This window comes from Mycobacterium bulgaricum (assembly GCF_041287165.2).
GTDB classification, from domain to species: domain Bacteria; phylum Actinomycetota; class Actinomycetes; order Mycobacteriales; family Mycobacteriaceae; genus Mycobacterium; species Mycobacterium bulgaricum.
Map to the genome: position 1 here is coordinate 842,265 of NZ_JBGGKV020000002.1, position 23,324 is coordinate 865,588.

The 23,324-nt window shown below is 67.9% G+C and carries 23 protein-coding genes; 9 read left to right on the top strand and 14 right to left on the bottom strand.

Annotation, left to right across the window (positions count from 1 at the left end):
• Nucleotides 1-58: 58 nt before the first annotated feature.
• The 5 genes from ACAG24_RS10725 to ACAG24_RS10745 are packed head-to-tail and all read right to left on the bottom strand — an operon-like array spanning nt 59 to nt 4,042.
• Nucleotides 59-1,588: an aldehyde dehydrogenase family protein gene (locus ACAG24_RS10725; RefSeq protein WP_370471853.1), complete on the bottom strand. Its 1,530-nt coding sequence runs from the start codon at nt 1,586-1,588 to the stop codon at nt 59-61.
• Nucleotides 1,589-1,597: 9 nt separating this feature from the next.
• Nucleotides 1,598-2,146, bottom strand: a complete 549-nt coding sequence (locus tag ACAG24_RS10730) for a phosphatase PAP2 family protein (protein ID WP_370471852.1) — start codon at nt 2,144-2,146, stop codon at nt 1,598-1,600.
• Between the two features lie 23 nt (nt 2,147-2,169).
• Nucleotides 2,170-2,673 carry a mycothiol transferase gene (locus ACAG24_RS10735; protein WP_370471851.1) on the bottom strand — a complete coding sequence of 168 codons (504 nt, stop codon included), beginning with the start codon at nt 2,671-2,673 and terminating at the stop codon, nt 2,170-2,172.
• A gap of 10 nt (nt 2,674-2,683) precedes the next feature.
• On the bottom strand, nt 2,684-3,649 hold the full coding sequence (locus ACAG24_RS10740; protein ID WP_370471850.1) for a hypothetical protein: 966 nt from the start codon (nt 3,647-3,649) through the stop codon (nt 2,684-2,686).
• A gap of 3 nt (nt 3,650-3,652) precedes the next feature.
• On the bottom strand, nt 3,653-4,042 hold the full coding sequence (locus ACAG24_RS10745) for a VOC family protein (protein ID WP_370471849.1): 390 nt from the start codon (nt 4,040-4,042) through the stop codon (nt 3,653-3,655).
• Nucleotides 4,043-4,064: 22 nt separating this feature from the next.
• Between ACAG24_RS10745 and ACAG24_RS10750 the strand changes: the two genes are divergently transcribed.
• Nucleotides 4,065-5,798 carry an N-acyl-D-amino-acid deacylase family protein gene (locus ACAG24_RS10750; RefSeq protein ID WP_370471848.1) on the top strand — a complete coding sequence of 578 codons (1,734 nt, stop codon included), beginning with the start codon at nt 4,065-4,067 and terminating at the stop codon, nt 5,796-5,798.
• Nucleotides 5,795-6,349 carry a carboxymuconolactone decarboxylase family protein gene (locus ACAG24_RS10755; RefSeq protein ID WP_370471847.1) on the top strand — a complete coding sequence of 185 codons (555 nt, stop codon included), beginning with the start codon at nt 5,795-5,797 and terminating at the stop codon, nt 6,347-6,349. Before ACAG24_RS10750 ends, ACAG24_RS10755 begins: the two co-directional genes overlap by 4 nt.
• Here the strand turns inward: ACAG24_RS10755 and ACAG24_RS10760 are convergent.
• Complete coding sequence (locus ACAG24_RS10760; protein ID WP_370471846.1) at nt 6,341-7,153, bottom strand: SDR family NAD(P)-dependent oxidoreductase; 813 nt, start codon at nt 7,151-7,153, stop codon at nt 6,341-6,343. The two genes, ACAG24_RS10755 and ACAG24_RS10760, sit on opposite strands and share 9 nt — an antisense overlap.
• Nucleotides 7,154-7,195: 42 nt before the next feature.
• Between ACAG24_RS10760 and ACAG24_RS10765 the strand changes: the two genes are divergently transcribed.
• Nucleotides 7,196-7,567, top strand: a complete 372-nt coding sequence (locus ACAG24_RS10765) for a pyridoxamine 5'-phosphate oxidase family protein (RefSeq protein ID WP_370471845.1) — start codon at nt 7,196-7,198, stop codon at nt 7,565-7,567.
• Nucleotides 7,568-7,569: 2 nt separating this feature from the next.
• Here ACAG24_RS10765 and ACAG24_RS10770 read toward each other — a convergent pair whose 3' ends face one another.
• Nucleotides 7,570-8,571, bottom strand: a complete 1,002-nt coding sequence (locus ACAG24_RS10770) for a zinc-binding alcohol dehydrogenase family protein (RefSeq protein ID WP_370471844.1) — start codon at nt 8,569-8,571, stop codon at nt 7,570-7,572.
• A gap of 102 nt (nt 8,572-8,673) precedes the next feature.
• Between ACAG24_RS10770 and ACAG24_RS10775 the strand changes: the two genes are divergently transcribed.
• Nucleotides 8,674-9,993: an MFS transporter gene (locus ACAG24_RS10775; protein WP_370471843.1), complete on the top strand. Its 1,320-nt coding sequence runs from the start codon at nt 8,674-8,676 to the stop codon at nt 9,991-9,993.
• A gap of 17 nt (nt 9,994-10,010) precedes the next feature.
• Here ACAG24_RS10775 and ACAG24_RS10780 read toward each other — a convergent pair whose 3' ends face one another.
• The 3 genes from ACAG24_RS10780 to ACAG24_RS10790 form a co-directional block, all read right to left on the bottom strand.
• Nucleotides 10,011-10,868, bottom strand: coding sequence for an endonuclease domain-containing protein (locus ACAG24_RS10780; RefSeq protein WP_370471842.1), 858 nt, complete (start codon nt 10,866-10,868; stop codon nt 10,011-10,013).
• Between the two features lie 138 nt (nt 10,869-11,006).
• Entirely contained in the window at nt 11,007-12,632 is a 1,626-nt protein-coding gene (groL, locus tag ACAG24_RS10785; protein ID WP_370471841.1) for a chaperonin GroEL, read from the bottom strand.
• Nucleotides 12,633-12,828: 196 nt separating this feature from the next.
• A complete protein-coding gene (locus tag ACAG24_RS10790) occupies nt 12,829-13,389 on the bottom strand; it encodes a TetR/AcrR family transcriptional regulator (protein WP_370471840.1) in 561 nt (186 codons plus the stop codon).
• Nucleotides 13,390-13,492: 103 nt separating this feature from the next.
• Here ACAG24_RS10790 and ACAG24_RS10795 point away from each other — a divergent pair, with 103 nt between their 5' ends.
• The 4 genes from ACAG24_RS10795 (at nt 13,493) to ACAG24_RS10810 (ending at nt 17,880) form a co-directional block, all read left to right on the top strand.
• The gene (locus ACAG24_RS10795; RefSeq protein WP_370471839.1) at nt 13,493-14,395 is read left to right on the top strand and encodes an SDR family NAD(P)-dependent oxidoreductase; all 903 of its coding nucleotides are present in this window, start codon (nt 13,493-13,495) and stop codon (nt 14,393-14,395) included.
• Nucleotides 14,396-14,414: 19 nt separating this feature from the next.
• Nucleotides 14,415-14,912 carry a cupin domain-containing protein gene (locus tag ACAG24_RS10800; RefSeq protein WP_370471838.1) on the top strand — a complete coding sequence of 166 codons (498 nt, stop codon included), beginning with the start codon at nt 14,415-14,417 and terminating at the stop codon, nt 14,910-14,912.
• Between the two features lie 112 nt (nt 14,913-15,024).
• The gene (locus ACAG24_RS10805; protein WP_370471837.1) at nt 15,025-16,731 is read left to right on the top strand and encodes a DEAD/DEAH box helicase; all 1,707 of its coding nucleotides are present in this window, start codon (nt 15,025-15,027) and stop codon (nt 16,729-16,731) included.
• Nucleotides 16,732-16,806: 75 nt separating this feature from the next.
• Nucleotides 16,807-17,880, top strand: a complete 1,074-nt coding sequence (locus ACAG24_RS10810) for a helix-turn-helix transcriptional regulator (RefSeq protein ID WP_370471836.1) — start codon at nt 16,807-16,809, stop codon at nt 17,878-17,880.
• Here ACAG24_RS10810 and ACAG24_RS10815 read toward each other — a convergent pair.
• The 3 genes from ACAG24_RS10815 to ACAG24_RS10825 all read right to left on the bottom strand — a co-directional run bounded on the left by ACAG24_RS10815 (nt 17,870) and on the right by ACAG24_RS10825 (nt 21,095).
• Nucleotides 17,870-19,240: an FAD-dependent oxidoreductase gene (locus ACAG24_RS10815; protein ID WP_370471835.1), complete on the bottom strand. Its 1,371-nt coding sequence runs from the start codon at nt 19,238-19,240 to the stop codon at nt 17,870-17,872. The genes ACAG24_RS10810 and ACAG24_RS10815 overlap by 11 nt on opposite strands.
• A gap of 103 nt (nt 19,241-19,343) precedes the next feature.
• The gene (locus ACAG24_RS10820) at nt 19,344-20,276 is read right to left on the bottom strand and encodes a TIGR03621 family F420-dependent LLM class oxidoreductase (protein ID WP_370471834.1); all 933 of its coding nucleotides are present in this window, start codon (nt 20,274-20,276) and stop codon (nt 19,344-19,346) included.
• 3 nt (nt 20,277-20,279) lie between these two features.
• Complete coding sequence (locus ACAG24_RS10825; protein WP_370471833.1) at nt 20,280-21,095, bottom strand: HAD-IIA family hydrolase; 816 nt, start codon at nt 21,093-21,095, stop codon at nt 20,280-20,282.
• A gap of 105 nt (nt 21,096-21,200) precedes the next feature.
• On the opposite strand from ACAG24_RS10825, the gene ACAG24_RS10830 reads away from it, so the two are divergent.
• Complete coding sequence (locus ACAG24_RS10830) at nt 21,201-21,956, top strand: MerR family transcriptional regulator (protein WP_370472611.1); 756 nt, start codon at nt 21,201-21,203, stop codon at nt 21,954-21,956.
• Here ACAG24_RS10830 and ACAG24_RS10835 read toward each other — a convergent pair.
• Complete coding sequence (locus ACAG24_RS10835; protein WP_370472610.1) at nt 21,888-23,321, bottom strand: PH domain-containing protein; 1,434 nt, start codon at nt 23,319-23,321, stop codon at nt 21,888-21,890. The two genes, ACAG24_RS10830 and ACAG24_RS10835, sit on opposite strands and share 69 nt — an antisense overlap.
• Nucleotides 23,322-23,324 lie beyond the last annotated feature (3 nt).

Consider the following 23,324-nt stretch of genomic DNA (forward strand, 5'->3'; position numbering starts at 1 on the left):
GCAGAAGCTATCGACCGCTACGAAAGCGCCGGTGACCGTCGGGTGAACGGAACGTGGACTATTTCGCGGATCGGCGCGGCCCGATCAGGGCCATTTTCGTCATCAGGGTGTTCATCCGCTTGAGCGCCTTGAGCGAGTTGTTGTAATAGTTGCCGCCCGCCCCGACGCTGGTGCGTGGCGCGACAACTGCCTCCTGGCGGCAGAACTTGCGAATCCCCTCGGCCCCGCCGAAGCGGGCTCCCATGCCCGAGGTCTTCCATCCGCCCATCGGCGCCGTGGTGCACATCAGGTTCGAGATCACGTCGTTGATGTTGACCGCTCCGCAGTCGAGCTGGAGCGCGACCGTCTCGGCCCGCTCCGGATCGCCGGAGAAGACCGCGGCCGACAGCCCGTAGGGACTGTCGGTGGCCAGCCGGACGGCCTCTTCGGCGCTGGCGACCCTCATGATCGGCAGGGTGGGGCCGAAGGTCTCCTCCGTCATGCACAGCATCGAGTGATCGACGTCGACGAGCACGGTCGGCTCGTAGAAGCTGCCCGATCCCGACGCCCGCTTACCGCCGGTCAGGGCACGTGCACCCTTGGCCAGCGCATCGGCGACGTGACGCTCGGTGACCGCGACCTGCGCGTCGTCGATCATCGCGCCGAGATGGTTGCCGTCGCCGGCGCCCAGCTTCAGCTTCTTGACGTCGTCGACGACGGTCGCGACGAACTGGTCGTAGACCGAGTCGAGCACGTAGACGCGTTCAACCGACACGCATGTCTGGCCGGCGTTGAACATCGCACCCCACACCGCGGCATGCGCGGCGAGGTCGATGTCGGCGTCTTCGAGCACCAGCATCGGATCCTTGCCGCCGAGCTCGAGGCTCACCGGCGTCAGCGTGCGCGCTGCGCGCTCCATCACCTTGGCCCCGGTCGCGCAGGAACCGGTGAACTGGATGAAGTCAGAGTTGTCGATGACCGCCTCGGAGACCTCGCGGGCACCCTGGACCAGTGCGAGGACCTCCGGCGCCCCGGAATCGAGCCAGCCGCGCAACAGCAGCTCCGCGGTCAGCGGCGTGCGCTCGGAAGGCTTGAGCAGTACCGCGCAGCCCGCCGCGAGGGCGCCGATGGCGTCCATTAGCGCGTTGGCGACGGGGTAGTTCCACGGCGCGATGATGCCGACCACCGGCCGCGGCCGGTAATGCACGCTGATCTTCTTGATCGCGAGGAACGGCAACGCCGCCGGCCGTGTCTCCGGCGCAAGCGCCTTCTCGATGTTCTTGATGTAGTACGACGCGATCATGATGATGAGCGGCACTTCCTGCGCGGCGTCAGCCGCCGACTTGCCGGTCTCCTCGATCAGCAGCCGCTCTATTTCTGCGCGATGCTGTCCGAGCCACACCGCGTAGCGGGAGAGCACCTTCGCGCGGCCCTTCGGCCCGCGAGCCTCCCACTCCTTCTGCGCCGCGCGCAGGCCGGCCGCGACCTGCGCCACGTCGGCGGGATCGGTCCAGTGGACCTTGCCCGCGACGGCTCCGGTCGCGGGGTTCTTGATCGTCCCGGTTCCGGTGAACGTGTTGGGGGTGTCGAGATCGGACGTCGCTGTCATGACCCCATGCTAACGAGAGCTGTGATCTTCGTCGCCCCCGGGTTGACACCTGTCAAGTCCATCGACCCAGACCGCCACGCACACGAACGCGCTGCCGAGAAACAGCGCTCCGATCGCATCGGTGAAGTAGTGGTAGGTGACGGCCTGACCGATCACGGCGAGCACCATGACCGCGGCGAACGCCATGACCGCCCACGTTGCTGCGCCGACGAGCACCACAGCCATTGCCAGGACGACGAACGCCAGCGTGGTGTGCCCGCTGGGATAGCAGATCTCGCCGTCTTTGAGCCGGCCGAACGACCGCTTCGCCAGCCGGGCGGCCATCACCGCCAGAAAGGGCGTGATCGCCGCGGCCGCGGCCAACGACCACCGGCGTTGCGGCGCCGCAGCCAGGACGACGGCGCCGCAGAGCGCCAGGAGCACCCGCCCGTCGGTGAACACCAGGAAATAGCCGAGTTGCGGGTGGTGTCGGCCCAGGGTCTGGAACCAGTCGTCCACCGGTGTCGGGCCCTTGCCCACGGCGAGGCCGAGCGCGATGAGACAGGCCAGGCCGGCCAACGGCCACCAGCGGATCAGCGGGTTCAGCTGACGAGCCCCCGGATGTAGGCCGCCTGGCCGAGGTGCTGGGCGGCGTCGTCGATGACGCTGACCAGCCGTGCACTGGCCGTCACCGGCGGCGTCCAGCGCGTGTCGACGACGCGGGCGAGTTCCTCTTCCGACACCGACGCCACATATTCCAGCGACAGCTTGTGGACGGCGCGGTAGTAGCCCGCGAGCAGGTCTGCCGGCGCACGCACCTTGGCGACGTCCTCGGAGGTGTGGCCGTAACCGTGCGCATCGCGCGGCAGGTCGAGACCGAACCGGTCGACCCAGCCGTCGCGGAACCACACCTGGTCGACGCCGGCGATGTCACACACCTGGGCGTCCTGCATGCGGGCCGTGTGCCATATCAGCCACGTGATCGTGTTCGCCTCAGGTGTCGGCCGGTAGTAGGCGACCTCGTCGGTCAGGTTCTCGGTCAGGTCGTCGACGTGTTCGACCTGCCGCGTGAACAGGTCGCGCAGCAGTTCCCGGGCAGAATCCATGTTCGCCAAGCTACGCCGGACGAAGGCGGTAGGCGACGTCGTAGCTCACGGCCCCCGGACAGCCCGCGGTGAAGGTCGCGGTCAACTCACCGGTCAACTCGGGCAACGGGTTCGGTGCCGCGTCGGCCGGAAGTGTCAGTGTCTCGCTCTCCGCGGCGACCCCGGCGCGCCCGTCTCCGCAGGCCGCGGGCAGGGGCACCATCGTGCGGACGAACTTCCCGTCGGCGAATCCGTACACACCGAGGAAGGCGTTGGGCTTCCCCGGTGCCCCCGGGACCGTCGCCGTGGTGACGCAGCGGTCGGCGGTGCGCAGGCAATTCGTCGCGACAGCGACATCGGTGACGTCGGGCTCGCCGCGCTCGGTACCGCGCCGTGTCTTCGTGAGGGTGTAGTTCCCGCGGAACGCCGCCGCGGGCGAGGCCTGCTGTGGCGGTTGCGCCGACGGATCCGGTGCAGGAAATTCCGGAAGCGCGTCACCCGCGCGCGTCATGGTCGGGGTGAGCGTGCTGACAGACGGGCAGTCGCCGGTTCCCACCTGGGTGATGGTGGGCTCGAGCGTCATGTCGGCAGCGATGGCGATGTCCCAGATGGCCCAGACGTCCCCGGTGAACCTCTCTCCGTTGGGTCCTGTGCACGCGGCGCTGTTCTCGGTGAAGTTCACCATGACCCACCGGCCGTCGACGTAGTCCGCAACGCGCGGGTTCTTCAGTGGTGCCGACGGGTTGCTCGGGTCGGCGATCTCGCCCCCGGTCGCCACACAGCGGTTCTCGTCACACGAGGATCGGAACACCCAGCCCGCCTTGCCTTCGGTCAGACCGGTGGCCGGGGCTCCGTTGGCCGTGCCTGTGCCGTCGTACTCGACGATGAACGAGCCGTCGAGATTCACCAGCGGATCGATCGCCCGCTGCTCTGGCTCGCCCTGCGCCGAACAGCCGCCGAGCAGCATCACGCCCGCCGCGGCGGCCCCCCAGCGCATCCGTCAGCCCTTCGGGCCGCCGCCGTGAAAAACGGCCTCGACGTTGTTGCCGTCGAAATCGCGCACGAACGCGCCGTAGTAGTTGTCGTGATACTCGGGCCACAGCCGGGGGGCATGCAGCGACTCCGCGCCCGCCTCCATCGCTGCGTCGTAGAACGCCTGCACCGCTTCGGGGCCCGCGGCCTGGAACGCGAAGTGCGCCTCCCGGTTGGGGCCCGCCACCTCACCGGCGTTCATGTCGCCGATCCAGAAGTCGGGCTTGCCCTCCGTCCCGTATCCGATCGCGACCTGGAAATCCATCTGCCGCGTGTAACCCAACGCGCCGAGGACCTTGTCGTAGAAGGCCTTCGACTTCTCCCAGTCAGCACAGTTGATTCCGAAGTGGTCGATCATGGGCTCACCGTACATTCGGGGGATGACATACGACCTGATAGTTCGCGGGGGAACCATCGTCGACGGTCTGGGGGGAGAACCTTTCGTCGGTGACATCGCGGTGCGCGACGGGGTCATATCGGCGGTCGGCGCGGCAGGATCGATCGAGGGCGAGGCGGCCCGGGAGATCGACGCGACCGGCCTGCTCGTCACGCCGGGCTTCGTCGACCTGCACACCCACTACGACGGACAGGCCATCTGGTCGGACCGGATGACGCCGTCCTCGGCGCACGGCGTGACCACCGCGGTGATGGGCAACTGCGGCGTCGGGTTCGCCCCGTGCCGCCCCGAAGATCACGACACGCTCGTCGACGTGATGGCCGGCGTGGAGGACATCCCCGGTGTCGTGATGGTCGACGGCCTGCCGTGGACCTGGGAGACGTTCCCCGAGTTCCTCGATGCGCTGGATGCTGGGACACGCGATATTGATGTGGCGGCGTTCCTCCCGCATTCGCCGCTGCGCGTGTACGTGATGGGTCAGCGTGGGGTCGACCGCGAGGTGCCGACCGGAGAAGACCTCGCATTGATGCGCAAGCTCGCGGAGGAGGCCGTGCGGGCGGGCGCCCTGGGCTTCGCGTCGTCGCGGCTGACACTGCACAAAACTGCCGGGGGACAACCGATTCCGAGCTACGAGGCGGAGTACGCCGAGATCGAGGCCATCGCCCGTGGCGTCGACGACGCAGGCGGCGGGCTTCTGCAGTTCGTGCCCGACCTGATGGCGGGCGACTACGAGGGCGCACTGAAGGCCGTGTTCGACGTCGCCTCCGAGGTGGGCCTGCCGGTCACGTTCACGCTCGCGATCGGCAACGCGGGTCCGCCCATCCACCTCGACGCGCTGCGCATGGTGGAGAAGGCCAACTCCGACGGAGGCGACGTCACCGGGCAGATCTTTCCGCGGCCGATCGGGCTGGTGCTCGGCCTCGACCTGTCGGGCAATCCGTTCGTCATGTACCCGTCCTATCGCGAGATCGCCGACCTGCCGCTGGCGGACCGCGTCGCCGAGATGCGCAAACCCGAAGTGCGCGAACGCATCCTGAGCGATCAGCCCGCGAGCGACGGCCATCCGCTGATGTTCGCCGCGCAGGCGTGGGACTACATGTACCCGCTCGGCGACCCACCGAACTATGAACCGGCACCCGAAGACTCGATCGGTGCGCGGGCCCGCGCCCGGGGTGTCAGCCCGCTCGCGGAAGCCTACGACCGGCTCCTCGACGACGACGGCCACGCCATGCTGCTGGTCACGCTCGCGAATTTCCGCGACGGCTCGCTGGACACCGTCGCCGAGCTGATTCGCCGTGACGATGTCGTCCTGGGCCTCGGCGACGGCGGCGCGCATTACGGGATGATCTGCGATGCAAGCTTTCCCACGTACATGCTGACGCATTGGGTGCGTGACCGCGAGTCGGGAAGACTGTCGGTCCCCGAGGTGATCCGTGAGCTCACGTCGGTGCCCGCGCGCGTGGCCGGCTTGGCCGACCGGGGTCGAATCGCGGTGGGCTACAAGGCGGATCTGAACGTCATCGACACCGAGGCGCTGCGGCTGCACAAGCCGGTCGTGGTCAGCGACCTGCCCGCGGGCGGACGCAGGCTGGACCAGACCGCCGAAGGCTACGTGGCCACGATCGTCTCCGGCGAGGTGATCGCCGAGAACGGCGTGCCGACCGACGCCCGTCCCGGCGCACTGATCCGAGGCCGTCGACCCGCCCCCGTGACATGAGCCGCGTCGCACCGCTGCCCCCGCCCTGGAGCGAGGAGGACGCGGCCGGCATCAACAGCTGGGGGCACCCCGATCGCACGTACGAGCCGCTGCTGTTGGTCCGTTGCCTGCAAAGACATCCCGCGATGGCTGCCAAGCTGCGCACCCTCGGCGAAGCGCTCTACATCGACGCCGAACTACCGCCGCGGGTTCGCACGATCGCGATCTTGCGAACCTGCGCTCTGGTGGGCTGCGCCTACGAGTGGGGCGGGCAGGCCGCGTTCTGGGGTCCGATCGCCGGGGTGTCCGACGCCGAATGCGACGCACTGGTCACCGGCGCCGATGCCGGGTGGTCGGCCGACGAGCAGACGCTGATCGCGGCCGTCGACGAACTGGAGCGCACCGGTTCGTGGTCGACCGCGACGTGGGATGCATTGAGCCACAGCCTTTCCGACGAGCAGCGGATGGAGCTGCTGATCGTCGTCGGCTGGTATCGCACCATCTGCACGCTGTGCAACGGACTCGACCTGCCGACCGAGGGCTGGATGCGGAGCTGGCCGAAGTCAGCGTGACTGCCGCAGCGCCGGGTGCTGATTCTTCAGCAGCGGAAGAAGCAGCCTGCGCGGCAGGAACTCGAACACCCGGGCCGGGATCTCGTTCTGCCACCCCGGGATGACACTGCGCCCGCTGTCGAGCGCCTCGATGCCCTTCTTCGCGACGTCACGCGACGGGATCCACAGGAACTTCGGGAACGCGGCGGCGAACGCGCGCTCGTCCATCCCCGCGGTTTCGAGGAATTCGGTGCGCACCGGCCCCGGGTGTAGCGCGGCGACGGTGACGCCGGTGCCGGCCAGCTCGCCGCGCAGCCCGTCGGTGTAAGAGCGGACGAACGCCTTCGTCGCCGCGTAGCCCGACTGCCCGGGGAACGGCTGGAAGCCCGCCGTGGAACCGACGTTGAGGATCGCACCGCGCCCACGAGGCACCATCTGCTGTATCGCGCGGGTGCACAGGTCGATCACGGCCTCCACGTTCACGCGCACCTGGTTGATCTCGGCCTCCGGGGTCGAGTCGACGACCGGACCGATGGTGCCGATGCCGGCGTTGTTGACCAGGATGTCGGTGGTCAGGCCACGGCGCTCCACTTCGGCGAGCAGGTCGGCGCGGGCGTCGGCGTCGGCGACGTCGCAGGCGACGACCTCCACCCGGACGGTTCCGGACAGCTCGTCGGCGAGATCGCGCAGGCGGTCCTCACGGCGCGCCACGAGCGTGACGCCGTGGCCGCGGGCAGCGAGCTCGCGAGCCAGATCGGCGCCGATGCCCGAGGAGGCCCCGGTGACGACGGCGGTGGTGGTCGGTGACGGTGTGGGCAGAGGCATACCTTCGAACCTAATCCCCGCGCGGAGTCGTAATCTCGGGCCATGAGCATCAAGGTGGATCTCGGCACGCTGGCCGACACCCTCGGCGACTTCTCGTACGCATACCTGGTGACGGTCGGCGACGACTTCCGGGCCCACACCGTCGCGATTCAACCGGTGCTGAACGGCGACGCCTTTCGCATCGGGTCGGTCGGCGACAGCACCCGCCGCAACGCGGCCGCCCACCCCGACGTCACCCTGGTCTGGCCACCCCGCGAAACCGGCGGCTACACGCTGATCATCGACGGGCGCGCCGAGGCCGCCGACGAAGGACTGCGCATCTCGCCCACCGGCGCGGTGCTGCACCGGCCCGCCCTGCCGGGCGTTCCCACCGCGTCCGGGTGCGGCGACGACTGCGTCCCGTTGAACGGCTGAGATCAGCGCGTCACGACGACCTTGCCGGTCATCCGGCCGGCCTTGACGTCACGGTTGGCCTCCCGCAGCCCCGCCGCGGAGAAGTCCTCGATCGTCTTGGTGACCGTCGTGCGTAGCGTGCCGTCGTCGACGAGGCCGGCCGTCGCGGCGAGCAGCCGCTGCTGCTCGATCATGTCCGGCGTCTCGAACACCGGCCGCGTGAACATCAACTCCCAATGCCACGCAATGCTTTTCGCCTTCAGCCCGACCAGATCGAGTCCTTCCGGCTCGTCGATCGCGGTGATGTGTCCGAACGGTTTGACGATGGCGGCAAAGTCGTCGATGTTGCCCGCCGAGTGCGGCGAGAACAGGAAGTCGACGCCGTCGGGGGCGACCCGCAGCGTCTCCTCCCGGAGGTGGCGGTGGTCGACGACGGCGTCGGCGCCCATCTGGTGCGCCCAGGCACGGGACTCGTCTCGGCTTGCGGTGCCGATCACGCGGACACCGGTCAGCTTCTTCGCGAGCTGGATCATGATCGAGCCGACTCCGCCCGCAGCGCCCAGCACCAGCAGGTCGCCCGTCGACTCCCGCGTCAGCCCGAAGCGATCGAACAGTGACTCCCACGCCGTGATGGTGGTCAGCGGCAGCGCGGCCGCCTCGGCGAACGACAGCGACGACGGCTTGCGGGACACGATGCGCTCGTCGACGGCCTGGAACTCGGCGTAGCTACCCGGCCTGTTCATGGCGCCGGCGTACCAAACCTCGTCACCGACCTCGAGCGTGCCGACCTCCGGGCCGACCGCTTCGACCACACCGGCGGCGTCGTAGCCGAGGATCACCGGGTCCGAGCCCGGTTCGATTCCGGCTTGCACTTTCCAGTCGGCGGGGTTCACCGAGACCGCCAGCACGCGCACCAGCACATCGCGTGGCCGCAATTCGGGAATGTCGACGGTGATGTCACGCAGGCTTTCCTCGATGGAATCGGCGGCGAAGGCCCCGACTGCCGTCATCGTTGCAGTGGTCATGCCCACAGTGAACTCACCGACCACCGCTTTTCTTCCGCCGATTGCGATCATGACGCGCAGAAGTGTGGCCAAACCCGCGTGATCTTGAGCTGATGGATTCCCGTGACGGTGATCAACGCGCCCGGCGAAGCGAACGACCAGCAGTCGGTGACCCCGCAGGCCCGCACGGCGTTATGGGCGAGCCTCGTCGGTACGACCATCGAGTGGTACGACTTCTTCCTCTACGCCACCGCGGCCAGCCTCGTGTTCAACCAGGCGTTCTTCCCCGACCAGACGACGTTCGTCGGGACGCTGCTGTCGTTCGCGACATTCGCCGTCGGATTTCTGGTGCGTCCGATCGGCGGCTTCGTGTTCGGCCACGTCGGCGACCGCATCGGCCGCAAGAAGACCCTGGCGTTGACCATGCTGTTGATGGGCGGTGCGACGGCGTTGATGGGCGTGTTGCCGACCGCCGCGCAGATCGGCGTGCTCGCTCCGATCCTGTTGCTGCTCTTGCGCGTTGTCCAGGGATTCGCCCTCGGCGGCGAATGGGCCGGCGCGGTGCTGCTCGCCGTCGAGCACGGCCCCGCCCGCAAGCGCGGATTGTTCGGCAGCATCCCACAGGTCGGCCTGGCGCTCGGACTCGCCCTCGGCACAGGGGTTTTCGCACTGTTACAGAGCGTCCTGCCCGACGATGCGTTCCTCACCTATGGCTGGCGTATCGCGTTCCTGTTCAGCGTCGTGCTAGTGATCTTCGGTGTGGTGGTTCGACTGAAGGCCAGCGAGACACCGGCATTCGAGAAGGTCCGCGACAGCGACGACCGCGCCGCCGTCCCGCTCAAGGAGGTCTTCCGCCCGCCCATCCTGAAATCGACTGTGCTGGGGATGCTCTCGCGCTGGGGCGAGGGCGCGGCGTTCAACACCTGGGGCGTCTTCGCGATCTCCTATGCGACCGGCACGCTCGAACTGGAAAAAGTTCCCGTGCTCGTCACCGTCACCGGTGCTGCGCTCTTGATGGCCGCCCTGCTGCCGGTTTCAGGTCTGCTAGCCGACCGGTATGGGCCAAAGCGTGTCTACGCCATCGGCATCGCCGCCTACGCGGTCGCCGTGTTCCCGGTGTTCGCGTTGTTCGGCACCAGGGACATCGCGCTCTATGCCGTCGGAATGGTGGTGGTGTTCGGTGTCATCCATGCCCTGTTCTACGGCGCGCAGGGCACGCTGTACGCATCGCTGTTCCCGGCCCGTATCCGCTACACCGGGCTGTCGACGGTCTACCAGCTCTCCGGTGTGTACTCCTCAGGGCTGACGCCGCTGATCCTCACGGCGTTGATCGGCGCGGAGGGCGGCACGCCGTGGCTCGCATGCGGCTATCTCGTCGCGACCGCGATCGTCAGCATCGTCGCCACCCTCGCGCTGAAACCCCAACCGCTGCACACCCTTTAGCCTGCCTAGCGTGGGCCCTACGCACGTAAATCGCCTGAAATGTGTGCATAGGCCCCACGTTCGACTAGTTTGGCGCGAACTCGCTCCACGATGACCTCTGGCCGGCGCATCATGTCACTACTGACACGTATCACCGCCCATCCTGCGGCCTCCAATAGTGCCAACCTGTCGATGTCCCAGGACCTCTGCCGGCGGTCGTTCCAGTGGTGAACGCCGTCGTACTCGACGGCGACCTTCCATCTGCGCCACCCCATGTCCACACGGATACGGAGATCCTTGAACACGATCTGGGTCTCGGGACGGGGCAGGCCGCCGCGCACGAGGATCAGCCGGACCCTGGTTTCCTGCGGTGACTCCGCGCCCCCGTCGACCAACTCCAGTAACCCAGGGATGTGCCGCACACCGCGAGCACCGGGGTGGTCTGCCGCAACGGCCGCGATTGCAGCCGGGGAGACGCGCGTTGCATTCATCAGCGCATCGATGACCGGTATCGCCTGGTCAAGCGGGCGGGTGCGACCGATGTCGAAGGCAGTGCGCGCAGGTGTCGTTGCGTCCACACCCGCGACAAGGCAGGTCTCCCCGGCCGCCAGATCCCATGAGTGCGCCACAATGCCTGCCGCTGCGTGCCGATCGGGACGAACGATCTCTGCGGGCGCAGCCGCGTCGATCCACCTGGTGCCGAAGACTGCCGCAGCCGACACTCCACCGAGGACCGCGCCCGTCGCGAGCCACGCGGCTTCGGCTTTGATCTGCGCAGTCAGCTCAACGTCTTTCGGAAGGTACACATCGCGGAAGATCGCGCGGTGATGGCGAGCCAGGCCGCGCCGAGTCACCGCGCCATTGCGCACAGCCGCACTGCCGATGAAAGGTTCCATGCCGCGACATTCGCGGCTGCCTCCGACGAAAGTGGGCCTCCCGCACGCAAATCGGGCCGAACCTGTGCATAAACCCCACGTTGGGGATAAACGAAGGCCCGGCCCCGCGAACGGGACCGGGCCTCCTCCGAAGACTTCTTAGAAGTCCATACCGCCCATGCCACCGGTCGGGTCGCCCGCAGGTGCGGCGGCCTTCTCCGGCTTGTCGGCGACGACGGCCTCGGTGGTGAGGAACAGCGCCGCGATCGAGGCTGCGTTCTGCAGCGCCGAGCGGGTCACCTTCACCGGGTCGGCAACGCCGGCCTTGAGCAGGTCCTCGTACTCACCGGTCGCGGCGTTGAGGCCGTGACCCGCAGGCAAGTTCGAGACCTTCTCGGCCACGACACCGGGCTCCAGACCACCGTTGAAGGCGATCTGCTTGAGCGGAGCCGACAGCGCCACGCGGACGATGTTGGCGCCGGTGGCCTCGTCACCGGACAGACCGAGGTCGTCCAGCGTGGGAGCCGACTGCAGCAGGGCCACGCCGCCACCGGCGACGATGCCCTCTTCGACGGCGGCCTTTGCGTTGCGGACGGCGTCCTCGATGCGGTGCTTGCGCTCCTTGAGCTCCACCTCGGTGGCAGCTCCGGCCTTGATGACTGCAACGCCGCCGGCCAGCTTGGCCAGGCGCTCCTGCAGCTTCTCGCGGTCGTAGTCGGAGTCGCTGTTCTCGATCTCGGCGCGGATCTGGGCGACACGGCCCTGGATCGCGTCGGCATCGCCTGCACCCTCGACGATGGTGGTCTCGTCCTTGGTCACGACGATCTTGCGGGCCTTGCCCAGCAGGGAGACGTCAGCGGTCTCGAGGGAGAGGCCGACCTCTTCGCTGATGACCTGGCCACCGGTGAGGATCGCCATGTCCTGCAGCATCGCCTTGCGACGGTCACCGAAGCCCGGAGCCTTGACGGCGACGGACTTGAAGGTGCCGCGGATCTTGTTGACCACCAGGGTCGACAGGGCTTCGCCCTCGACGTCCTCGGCGATGATCAGCAGCGGCTTGCCGGACTGGATGACCTTTTCCAGCAGCGGCAGCAGGTCCTTGACCGTCGAGACCTTCGAGCTGACCAGGAGGATGTAGGGATCCTCGAGGACGGCTTCCTGGCGCTCGGCGTCGGTCACGAAGTAGCCCGAGATGTAGCCCTTGTCGAAGCGCATACCCTCGGTGAGCTCCAGCTGCAGGCCGAAGGTGTTGCTCTCCTCGACGGTGATGACGCCCTCGTTGCCGACCTTGTCCATGGCCTCGGCGATGAGCTCGCCGATCTGGGTGTCACCCGCGGAGATCGCAGCGGTGGCAGCGATCTGCTCCTTGGTTTCGACCTCCTTGGCCGACTTCAGCAGACCCTGGGTGACGGCCTCGACGGCCTTCTCGATGCCGCGCTTGAGGCCGAGCGGGTTGGCACCCGCTGCGACGTTGCGCAGACCTTCGCGAACCAGAGCCTGTGCGAGCACGGTGGCGGTGGTGGTTCCGTCGCCGGCGACGTCGTCGGTCTTCTTGGCAACTTCCTTGACCAGCTCGGCGCCGATCTTCTCGTACGGGTCCTCCAGCTCGATCTCCTTGGCGATGGACACACCATCGTTGGTGATCGTGGGGGCGCCCCACTTCTTCTCCAGGACGACGTTGCGACCCTTGGGGCCCAACGTCACCTTTACCGCGTCGGCGAGGCTGTTGAGGCCCCGCTCGAGGCCGCGACGGGCCTCTTCGTCATACGCAATTGTCTTAGCCATTGCGAAGTGTTTCCTCCGGGATTGGGGATGCACGTCTCGTGGTCGGAAGCGGTGCCCGCGACGGACGACCGGGGCTGTGCTCGCAGATGCGGCCCCGGCCTCACCGGCCCGACCTAGCACTCACTGGTCGCGAGTGCCAACTGCATTCTTAGCACTCGACCTGGGCGAGTGCAAGGTTTGCGACCGCCCGCCGGCACTACCGCCGGGGCCGAAGACCGTCCTCGATCACCTGCACCACGCGGTCCGCCACGTCATGGCCGTACAACTGCGGCACCTTGCACACGACCAGGAGCGCCTTGAATTCCCGGACCCCGACGTCGTCGCGCACGGTTCCGGCGCCCTGCGCCGCGGTCAGCAGCTCGCCGAGCATGCCGAGAAACATCTCTTCGGCGCCGGGTGCCGCGCTCTCCAGGTCCAGTCCGTAGCCGACGAGCGCGTCGACCAGTCCGTGGTCGGCCGCGCCGTTGCGCATCATGTCTCGCAGGAAGACGAACAGCGCCTGGCCTGAGCCTTCGGTCTGCAGAAGCGTGCGCGCATGCTCGGTGACCCGGCGCAGCCGGTCCTCGACGACGGCTGCGAACAGCGCCTCCTTCGTCGGAAAGTGGCGGTACACCGTTCCGGCGCCGACGCCGGCCCTCCGTGCGATCTCGTCGATCGGGACGCCCAGCCCGTCCGCGGCAAAGGTGTCGTAGGCAACCTCCAGGACACGGGCCCGGTTGCGCGCAGCGTCCGCGCGGAGAGGCCGAGCTGAGGTCACGGGGATTTCCCTTTCAGCGAACAAGAACCGGGGCGAGCGTTCCGTATAGTCGTCAACAACCGGGGCTGTTGCCCCGCTTAACCAGTCTACGAGGAGACCCGACATGTCCGATTGGACCACCGCAGACATCCCCGACCAGTCCGGCCGCACAGCGGTCATCACCGGCGCCAACACCGGGCTGGGCTTCGAGACCGCGAAGGCACTCGCCGAAAAGGGTGCCAGGGTCGTGATCGCGGTTCGCGACACGGCCAAGGGCGAGGCCGCCGCCGCGCGCATCACCGGGGACGTCGACGTCCAGGAACTGGATCTGACGTCGCTGGCCTCCATCCACGCAGCCGCCGAGGCGCTCAAGTCCCGCTTCGACACGATCGACCTGCTCATCAACAACGCAGGCGTCATGACGACACCGAAGGGCACCACCAAGGACGGCTTCGAGCTGCAGTTCGGCACCAACCACCTCGGCCACTTCGCCTTCACCGGACTTCTGCTCGACAAACTCCTCGACGTCGACGGCGCCCGGATCGTGACGGTCAGCAGCAACGGCCACAAGATGGGCGGCGCCATCCACTGGGACGACCTGCAGTGGGAGCGCAGCTACAGCCGGATGGGCGCCTACACCCAGTCCAAGCTCGCCAACCTTCTCTTCACGTACGAGCTGCAGCGCCGCCTGGCTCCGCGCGGCAAGACGATCGCCGTCGCCGCGCACCCCGGTACGGCGACCACCGAGTTGGCCCGCAGCCTCCCCCGGCCGGTCGAACGCGCATTCCTGGCCGCCGCCCCGGTGCTGTTCGCGCAGACCCCCGACGGCGGTGCGCTGCCGACGCTGCGCGCCGCCACCGACCCCGGGGTCCTCGGCGGCCAGTACTACGGACCGGACGGCATCGGCCAGCAGCGCGGCGCGCCCGTCGTCGTCGCTTCCAGCGCTCAGTCCTACGACGTCGACCAGCAGCGCCGTCTCTGGGAGATCTCCGAAGAGTTGACCAAGGTGGTCTTCCCCGTCAGCTGACGCAGGCAGGATGGGCGGCATGTCGTTGGTCGTGCCGCCCTATCCCCCGCCCCGCTACACCGCCGACGAACCCGAGAAGAGTGCGTGGCTCAAGCGCGGTGACGACCCGGCCGACCACTCGACGTTCGGGTTGGTGCAGTACCACTATCTGGCCAAGCAGCAGGAGACCGGCGGCGACTACGGCCTGTACCGCGTCGAGATCGCCCCGAACGGCGGCGGACCGGGGCCGCACTTCCACCGCTCGATCTCGGAGGCCTTCTACGTGCTCTCGGGCACCGTGCGCCTCTACGACGGCACCGACTGGGTCGACGGCCTCGCCAACGACTACCTCTACGTCCCTCCCGGCGGCATCCACGGGTTCCGCAACGAGGGTGACGATCCGGTGTCGCTGCTGATGCTCTTCGCGCCCGGCGCGCCGCGTGAGTTCTACTTCGAGGGGCTGTCACAGGTCGGCGAGCTTTCCGACGAGGAACGCGCCGAGTGGTTCATCAGGCACGACAACCACTGGGTCCCATAGCGTCACAGACACGCCGCATCCGGACACGCCGCGAACGTGCGATCGCGGAAGCGCTTGGCCTAGGGTGAATTCCGGTCGGAAGGAGTTGTGGGTGCGGGCTGATGCTGAGCCTATGTCCGGCTCGGCCGGAACGCCCGCCGCCCAGGCATTGCGGGGCTGGCAGCGGCGAGCGCTGGTCAAATACCTGACCGCCAAGCCACGAGACTTCCTCGCCGTCGCGACGCCCGGCGCCGGTAAGACAACGTTCGCGCTGCGCATCGTGGCCGAGCTCCTCGGCGAGGGCACTGTCGACGCGGTGACGATCGTGGTGCCGACCGAGCACCTGAAGATCCAATGGGCGCAGGCCGCAGCGCGCCAAGGCATCGCGCTGGACCCCAAGTTCTCGAACTCCAACTCGCAGACGTCGTCGGAGTACCACGGCGTCGTCGTCACCTACGCGCAGGTGGCCAGCCACCCGACCCGGCACCGGGTGCGTACGGAGAACCGCAGGACGCTCGTCGTTTTCGACGAGATCCATCACGGCGGCGACGCGAAGAGCTGGGGCGACGCAATCCGGGAGGCCTTCGACGACGCGACCCGGCGGCTGGCATTGACGGGGACGCCGTTCCGCAGTGACGACAGTGCGATCCCGTTCATCACCTACGAGACCGGGCCCGACGGCTTCGCCCGATCGCAGGCCGACCACACGTACGGCTACTCCGACGCCCTCGCCGACGGCGTCGTGCGGCCGGTGATGTTCATGGCGTACTCGGGTGAGGCCCGGTGGCGCGACAGCGCGGGCGAGGAACATGCGGCGCGCCTGGGGGAACCGCTGACGGCCGAGCAGACCGCGCGGGCGTGGAAGGCGGCGCTGGATCCCAAGGGTGAGTGGATGCCCGCGGTGATCGCAGCCGCCGACAAACGCCTTCAGGGCAAGCGCCAGCACGTGCCCGACGCGGGCGGCATGATCATCGCCACGGACCAGACGGCGGCACGCGCGTATGCCGACCTGCTGACCAAGCTCACCGGCGAGGTGCCCACGGTCGTGCTCTCCGACGACAAGGGCGCCTCGGACCGCATCTCGCAGTTCTCGGCGGGCACCTCGCGGTGGCTGGTCGCGGTGCGCATGGTCTCCGAAGGCGTCGACGTGCCCAGGCTGTCGGTGGGGGTCTACGCCACGAGCGCGTCGACGCCGCTGTTCTTCGCGCAGGCGATCGGCCGGTTCGTGCGGTCCCGTCGCGCCGGCGAGACCGCGAGCATCTTCCTGCCGTCGGTGCCGAATCTTCTGCTGCTCGCCAGCGAGATGGAAGCCCAACGCAACCACGTGCTGGGCAAACCGCACCGCGAGAACCTCGAAGACGATCCGCTCGACGCCGAACTGGCCGCACAGAAGAAGGATGAGGCGGGCGACGAAGAGAAGAAGGTCGAGTATCTCGGTGCCGACGCCGAACTCGACCAGGTGATCTTCGACGGCTCCTCGTTCGGCACCGCGACGCCCGCGGGCAGCGACGAGGAAGCCGACTATCTGGGCATCCCCGGGCTTCTCGATGCGGCGTCCATGCGAGACCTGTTGCGCCGCAGGCAGGATGAACAACTCCAGAAGCGCACCGAGTCGGGCGCGCAGGTGCCGAAGTCGACGCACGGCCAGTTACGCGACCTCCGCAGTGAGCTGAACACGCTGGTGTCGCTGGCCCACCACAGGACCGGCAGGCCGCACGGCTGGATCCACAACGAACTGCGCCGCCGCTGCGGCGGTCCGCCGGTCGCGGCGGCCACGCGCGAGCAACTGCAAGAGCGCATCGAAGCGGTGCGCGTACTGCAGCGCGAGCTCACTGCCTGACGCACGCAGATATTGCGTCACCCGTGCTCAACGGGGGTATATTCATCGCGGGGCACGCATTGCGTGGGGGTGGAAATGATCACGATCGAACAATTTTCGCGAATAGTCACGGCCGTCCACGACGCCGCCGTCGAGCCCGGCCGCTTGGTCGACGCGATGTCGTTGACGCGTACTGCGCTCAACGGGACCGGATGTGGTCTCATCGCAGGCGGTACGGACCGTGACATCGCAACCTGCAGCGTTCCGAACACCGACGCTCTCCAGACCTATGCCGCCCACTTCCAACCGCTGGACTACGTGCTGGATGCGGTGGAGTCCAGTCCGCTCGGCCTCGTGCACAGCGGCGAACAGTTGGTGGCGCTGAACCCGCGCTCGGAGTTCCACGCAGACTGGATGCGGCGTTACGCGATGGACGACGGGGTCTTCGTCCGGCTCAGCGGCGGCTGCCGGCCGCACTCGTTCCTGGTAGCGGCACCCAAGCGAGACAAGGCTTTTGCCAGTTCCGAGAACGTCAGAACGGTCAACGCGCTCGTACCCCACCTGCAGACGGCGTTGCGCACACAGCGGTCGTTGAACGATTTGCGCGCTCAGGCGCTGCACGGCGCCCATCCTGCCGACACGTTCGCTGCGCCGACTGCGGTGGTGCGCGCGGACATGACCGTCGCGTACTCGAATGCTGCCGCGGAGGCGCTCTTCCGTTGCAGCGCCGACGTTGTCGTCAGATCGGGACAGATCCGGCTGTCGTCACCGTCGGCCGGCGCGGAGCTGCAAGGCGCCGTGTCACGCGCCGTCGGCACCACTCGGATCGGTACGTCGGTCTGCGTCCCCCGCGTGGACTCGACGCGTCCGCTGATCGTCCACGTGCTGCCGCTGGGGAGCGACGAGGCTGCCCGCTCACTCCTCGTCGTCGTCGATCCCGATGTGCACCGAGAGCCGCCGAAAGCACTACTGCGGCAGCTGTTTTCGATGACTGACTCCGAAGCCGAAGTGGCGCTGCGCATCAGTCGCGGGTGTGGCCTTGCCGCCATCGCCGACGAGCTGTCGCTGTCCACAGCGACGGTCAAGACACACCTACAGCACGTCTACCAGAAGACCGACACGCACCGGCAGGCCGAGCTCACCCGGCTGATTCTGGCCCTCATGCCGTAGCGGGGGCCGACGCAGGCTCGCTCGTCGCCGCTGCCGGCTTCATCACCTTCCGCAGCATCGTCGGGGTGAACAAAGCCGTCGGCGGTTCGAGCATGCCGGTGACCCGCTGAAATTTCTGACAGACCCAAGGGTCGGTCTCCCCCGCGGACAGGACGCGGTCGAGGTAGGCGTTCGTCAGCTTCGTCGCGACGGTCCGCCGTCCGTCGACCTCCGGCAGTGCCAGATCGGAACCGACTGCCGTCCGCCAAGCAACCTTGATACCGCGCGCGGCCACCCGCTGGAAGCGGCGGGGTAGCCCCTTGGCGCCGCGGGTCAGGCAGTCGCGCAGTGCGATCGCATCGATGGCGGCAACCGTCATCCCCTGGCCGTAGATGGGGTTGAAGCTGGCCACTGCGTCACCGGTCACGAGCAGTCCATCGGGTAGGCGCCTCATCGTGTCGTAGCGGCGCCATCTGCTGGCCGGAAACCGATGCAGCGCAAGGTCACCGAGCGGCGCGCCGTTTCGTACGGCCGCATAGGCGTGTGCGGGCATCAACTGTTCGGCGAGGCGCATGAACTCGTCGACGGTGGCGGGCGGCACGGCATGCTTCCCAAGGCTTCCGACGAGCACACTCCAGAGATCGTGTTCGCAACGCGAGATACTGAACCCGTAGGGCCGACCTGCATTGAACATGTCGATGAACAGGTACTCGTGGAGCAATCCCTCCGGGATGCGGACAGGCATGCTCACGTAGCTGACGTTGACGGTCAGATGATCTTCGCGAGGCCGCCCGTAGCCCATTGTTTCCAGAAAAGACGGTGTCCGTGAGCCGCGACCGGTGGCATCCACGACGACATCCGCGGCGATGTCGAATGTTCGACCTTCCGTCCGGGAGGACACCCGAGCACCTGTGACCACACCCCCAGACCAGGTCAGCGAGTCGACATCGTGTCGGTCGCACAGGCTGACCGCCGGAAGCGCCCGGACCCGGCGTCGGACATGACTTTCGATGAACGGACGGCTCGCAAAGAGCATGGTCAACGCTGACGGATCGGGGATCTCGCCGACGCTGCATGAGAGGTGTCCACCGAATCGGGTGTGGAAGCGCGACAGATCACCATCGGTCCATGTGTGCGCCCCGGCCGCGACGAGTTCGGCGGTGATTCCTGGAAACAGCTCCTCGATGACCTCGCCACACCGCGCCAGCACGACGTGCGGCTGCCTGCTCTGCGGCACCCCCCGTCGGGGTTCCGAGGTGTCGTCGAGTTCGTCGCGCTCGACGATCGTCACCCGCTCGTAGAATTCCGTCAGCACCCTTGCCGCCATCAGCCCCGCCATACTCGCGCCGAGGACGACGGCGTGCTTCCCCCGTTTCTCCATGCGTCAACGAGGCACCGTTGTGCGCTCGAAAACCTCAGCCGAACGGTTGATCTTTCATCCAGCGGTCAGACCGGCGAGGTTCGACAGCGCGACCCCTCGGAACTCATCGCAGCAGGGTGATGACTTCGGCGATGTCGGGCAACGCCGAAGCCCGCCCCGGCAATTCGTCGAACACCGTCCAATAGCTGATGCCGAACTCGTCGCGGCGCGCGACAAGTTGTTCGGCCATCTGCTCGTGAGAGCCGATGAGCAGAAACGGTGACGACAGCAGCGCCTCGGGATCCGCGTCGAATGCCTCGCCGAGATCCTGGGCGCTCTTTCGGCGGTTGTCGGTGACGACGACGGCCTGGATCAGTGCGTTGAGTTCGATGTCGACGAACCGATCCCCCGCCGCCTCGCGCACCACCGCGATCCGGTCGGAGAGGCCCGGGCCGTCGAAGTGGCTGAGACGCACCCTGGTGGCATCGTGGTTGTGGCTGATGCCTGCGAATCCGACGATGTCTGCCACCCGCCCCGCGAGCTCGAGCACGCGGGTGCCGTTGCCGCCGATGAGGATCGGAACCTCTCGGTCGGGCACGGCGAGAATCTCACCGGCCTGCGCGCGCACCTGGTAGTGGGCGCCGTCCATGTCGACGGGCTCCCCGGCCAGCAGCGAACGGATGATCGTGACGGACTCGACGAGCCGCGCCACGCGGATGCCGCCGCGGTCGAACGATATTCCCGCGGCGTCGTACTCGGATTTCATGTGCCCGGCCCCGAGGCCGAGCTCGAAGCGACCGTCGGACAATGTTGCCAGACAAGCGGTTTCGCGCGCGGTGTCGACAGGGTGCCGGAAGTCGTTGTTGAGCACCAGAGTCCCGACGCGAAGGCGGGTCGTCACCGCGGCAGCCGCCGCTGCCGCGGTGAAGGGCGCCACGGTGGGTGCGAGATGGTCGGCGAACGTCAGCACATCGATGCCTGCGGCCTCGACACGCTGCGCGAAGGCACGCGCCTGCTCGCCGGCGCGCGGCAGAGCGGTGGTGAGGCCGAATCTCATCGGCTACAGCCCGAGCAGCGCCGGCAGATCGGCCACCGAATCGATGACGTGGTTGGGTTGCATCGCGAATTCGTCGGCAGCCCAGCGGTCCAGCGTGTCCTGCCGAAACTTGCCGGTGCGCACCAACACGCCCGTCATACCGACCACCTGGCCGGCGAGCACGTCGTTGTTGAGGTCGTCGCCGACCATGTACATCTCGTCGGGGTCCACCCCGAGGCGGCTCGCCGCCGACAGAAAGCCCTCCGGTGCGGGCTTGCCGACGGCGCTGGCCTTGCGGCCGGAGGTTTGTTCCATGCCGATCAGGTACATGCCGGTGTCGACGCGCAGACCGTCGGCCGTCGTCCACGCGGTGCTGCGGTGCATGGCCACCACCGGCACGCCCTGGGCCATCCAGTCGTAGACCCAGGACAGCGTCAGGTGGCTGTATTCCGGCCCGGCGCCACCGAGCAGCACCACATCCGGGGCCTCGGGTGCGCGTTGGCCGGTGAAATCACCGGAGTAGACGAGGTCGATGCCCGGCATGTCCTCGGCGATCTGGCCGCTGTTGACCAGAAAGCAGCGTGCGTCCGGGTACCGGCTGCGGACGTAGTCGGCCGTGAGCACCGCCGCGGTGATCACCTCGTCGGAACGCACCGCCATGCCCGCGTCGGTCAGCAGGTCGGCGATCTGCGCGCGGGTCTTGGTGGTGGTGTTGGTCAGGTACGCGCACGCGATCTGGTTGTCCGCCAACGCCCGCAGGGATTCCGCGGCGCCCGGAATCGGCTCCCACGACGTCACGAGCACACCATCGATGTCGAACAGCACTCCACCGACAGCCATGGTGCGACAGTAAACGGCAGGCGGGCGCACGCAACTCGGGACCCGGGACTTGACCCTGACGCAACGTGAGGCACCAGCCTGATCGATATGACGCGGGAGATGCGGGTGGAAGAACTGACGGTGGGCGACGTCGCGCAGCGATTCGGTGTCACGATCCGGACGCTGCACCACTACGACGACATCGGGTTGTTGACGCCGAGTCGGCGCGGCGCCTCGGGCTACCGGCTGTACACGGCGGCCGACCTGACCAGGTTGTCCCAGATCATCGTCTACCGCCGGCTCGAGATGTCCCTCGACGAGATCGCCTCCGCGCTGGCCGAGGGCGACGAGATCAGCCATCTGCGCCGCCAGCGCGAACGCGTCATGTCCCGCCTCGACGAATTGCGAGATCTCGTCGGGGCAATCGATCAAGCACTGGAGAAAGCGATGACGAACACCCCCATGACCGATGACGACATGCGCGAACTGTTCGGTGACAGCTTCGACGACTATCAGGCCGAAGCCGAGCAGAAGTGGGGCGAGACGGCTGAATGGAAGGAGTCACAGCGCCGGGCCAAGTCCTACGGCAGGGACGACTGGATACGCATCAAGGCAGAGGGCGAAGCCGTGGAGAAGGCGTTTGCCGACGCCTTCCGTGCCGGGCTACCCGCCGACTCCGAAGAGGCGATGAACGCGGCAGAACAGCACAGGCTGCACGTGAATCGGTGGTTCTACGACTGCCCGCCGGAGTTTCATCGCAACCTCGGCGACATGTACGTCAGCGATCCGAGGTACGTCGCCACCTACGACGAGTCATTCGGGCTTCCCGGCCTGGCCCGGTACTGCCGCGACGCGATCCACGCCAACGCCGACCCACGGTGACGTGGCCGCCGCGATCGCCCAGGCGAGGTCTGCGGGCACGTCGAGCAGCTCGTAGCGCTTCACGCCCGCGGCGGTCGCGGCGATCAGGGTGGCCACCCCAGCCCTGCGCTGAAAGAGGGTCTGACGCACGGTCCAACCGACGATGCCCGCCGCGGCCACGCAGTCGCGGCGGCGCGTCAGGCTGCCGGAGCGCGCGACCAGCCAGCCGTCGCCGACGCGGTGCCCAAGTGATCGCGCACGGTCGAATGCCAGGTACGCGCTGAACGCGGTGCCAGCGACCAGCACGACCCAGGCCCACAAGGGCGCAGCACCCCACACCGCCAGCGCCAACGCGGCCAGCACCGGAACGACGAGCGCCCTCGTCCAGCGCCGCCGCGTCGCCACCGGCCCGTGCACCGTCAGGGGCCCGGTCACCGCGTCCGGCTGGTCGATCAGGTCGATCAGCACCGCCTGAGCGGTAGCGCGCGGACATGCCGGCAGCAGCTGCGACGCCTCGCCGGCACCAGCCACGCCCGTCATCACGGCGTCGAGCCGCGCACCGCCGAACAGCCGCACCAGCAAGGGTTCCCTCAGCGAACCACCGCGCAGGCGGCGCATGTCGAACGTGTGCTCCCGCACTCGAATCAGCCCGTGCGACAGGTGCAGGACCTCGGCGTCTCGGCGCAGCACCAGGTTGCCGTAGGTGACCAGCGACTGCGTCACCGACAGCGCCACGGATGCCAGCAGCACCACGATCACGCCGACAGCGACCACCGCGGCAACGCCGAGATCTCGCGCCGCGGCCTCCCCGGCCTCGACCAGGCTCGAATCCCGCAGCGCATCAGGCACTCCCGACTGCGTGATCACCCCGAGCGCGGCTACGATCATCGCCAGCCCGGTGAAGGTCAGGGGGCTGTAGCGCAGCCAGGAGGGCTGCCAGCGGGCCAGCACCCGCCCGGGCGCGTCCACCGGATCGGGCACGGCGAGCGATTCGGCCAGCAGAATGGAGCGCAGCTGCGCGACCTCGGCCGCGGCGACCGCGTCCAGCTCGAAAGCCGTGTCCCCCGAGGCCTCCTGGCCGGTGCTGACCTTGAGCACCGTCAACCCCAGCAGCCGGTGCAGCAACCGCGCGTCGGTGGACACCGACCGAATCCGGTTGCGGGGCAACGACAGCACGTTGCGTCGCAGCACCCCACTACGCAACTGCACGTCGTCCGGGCCGATGCGGTACGTCGTGGTGAACCAGCGGGCCAACCCGTACGCGACGATCAGCGCGATGCCGACGACCGTCCACATCGGGTTCCCGGTGGCCGAACCGAGCACGAGAGACCCGATCAGCACCGGGATCTGGCGCACCACCTCGTGGACCGGATGCACCAGCAGCATGCG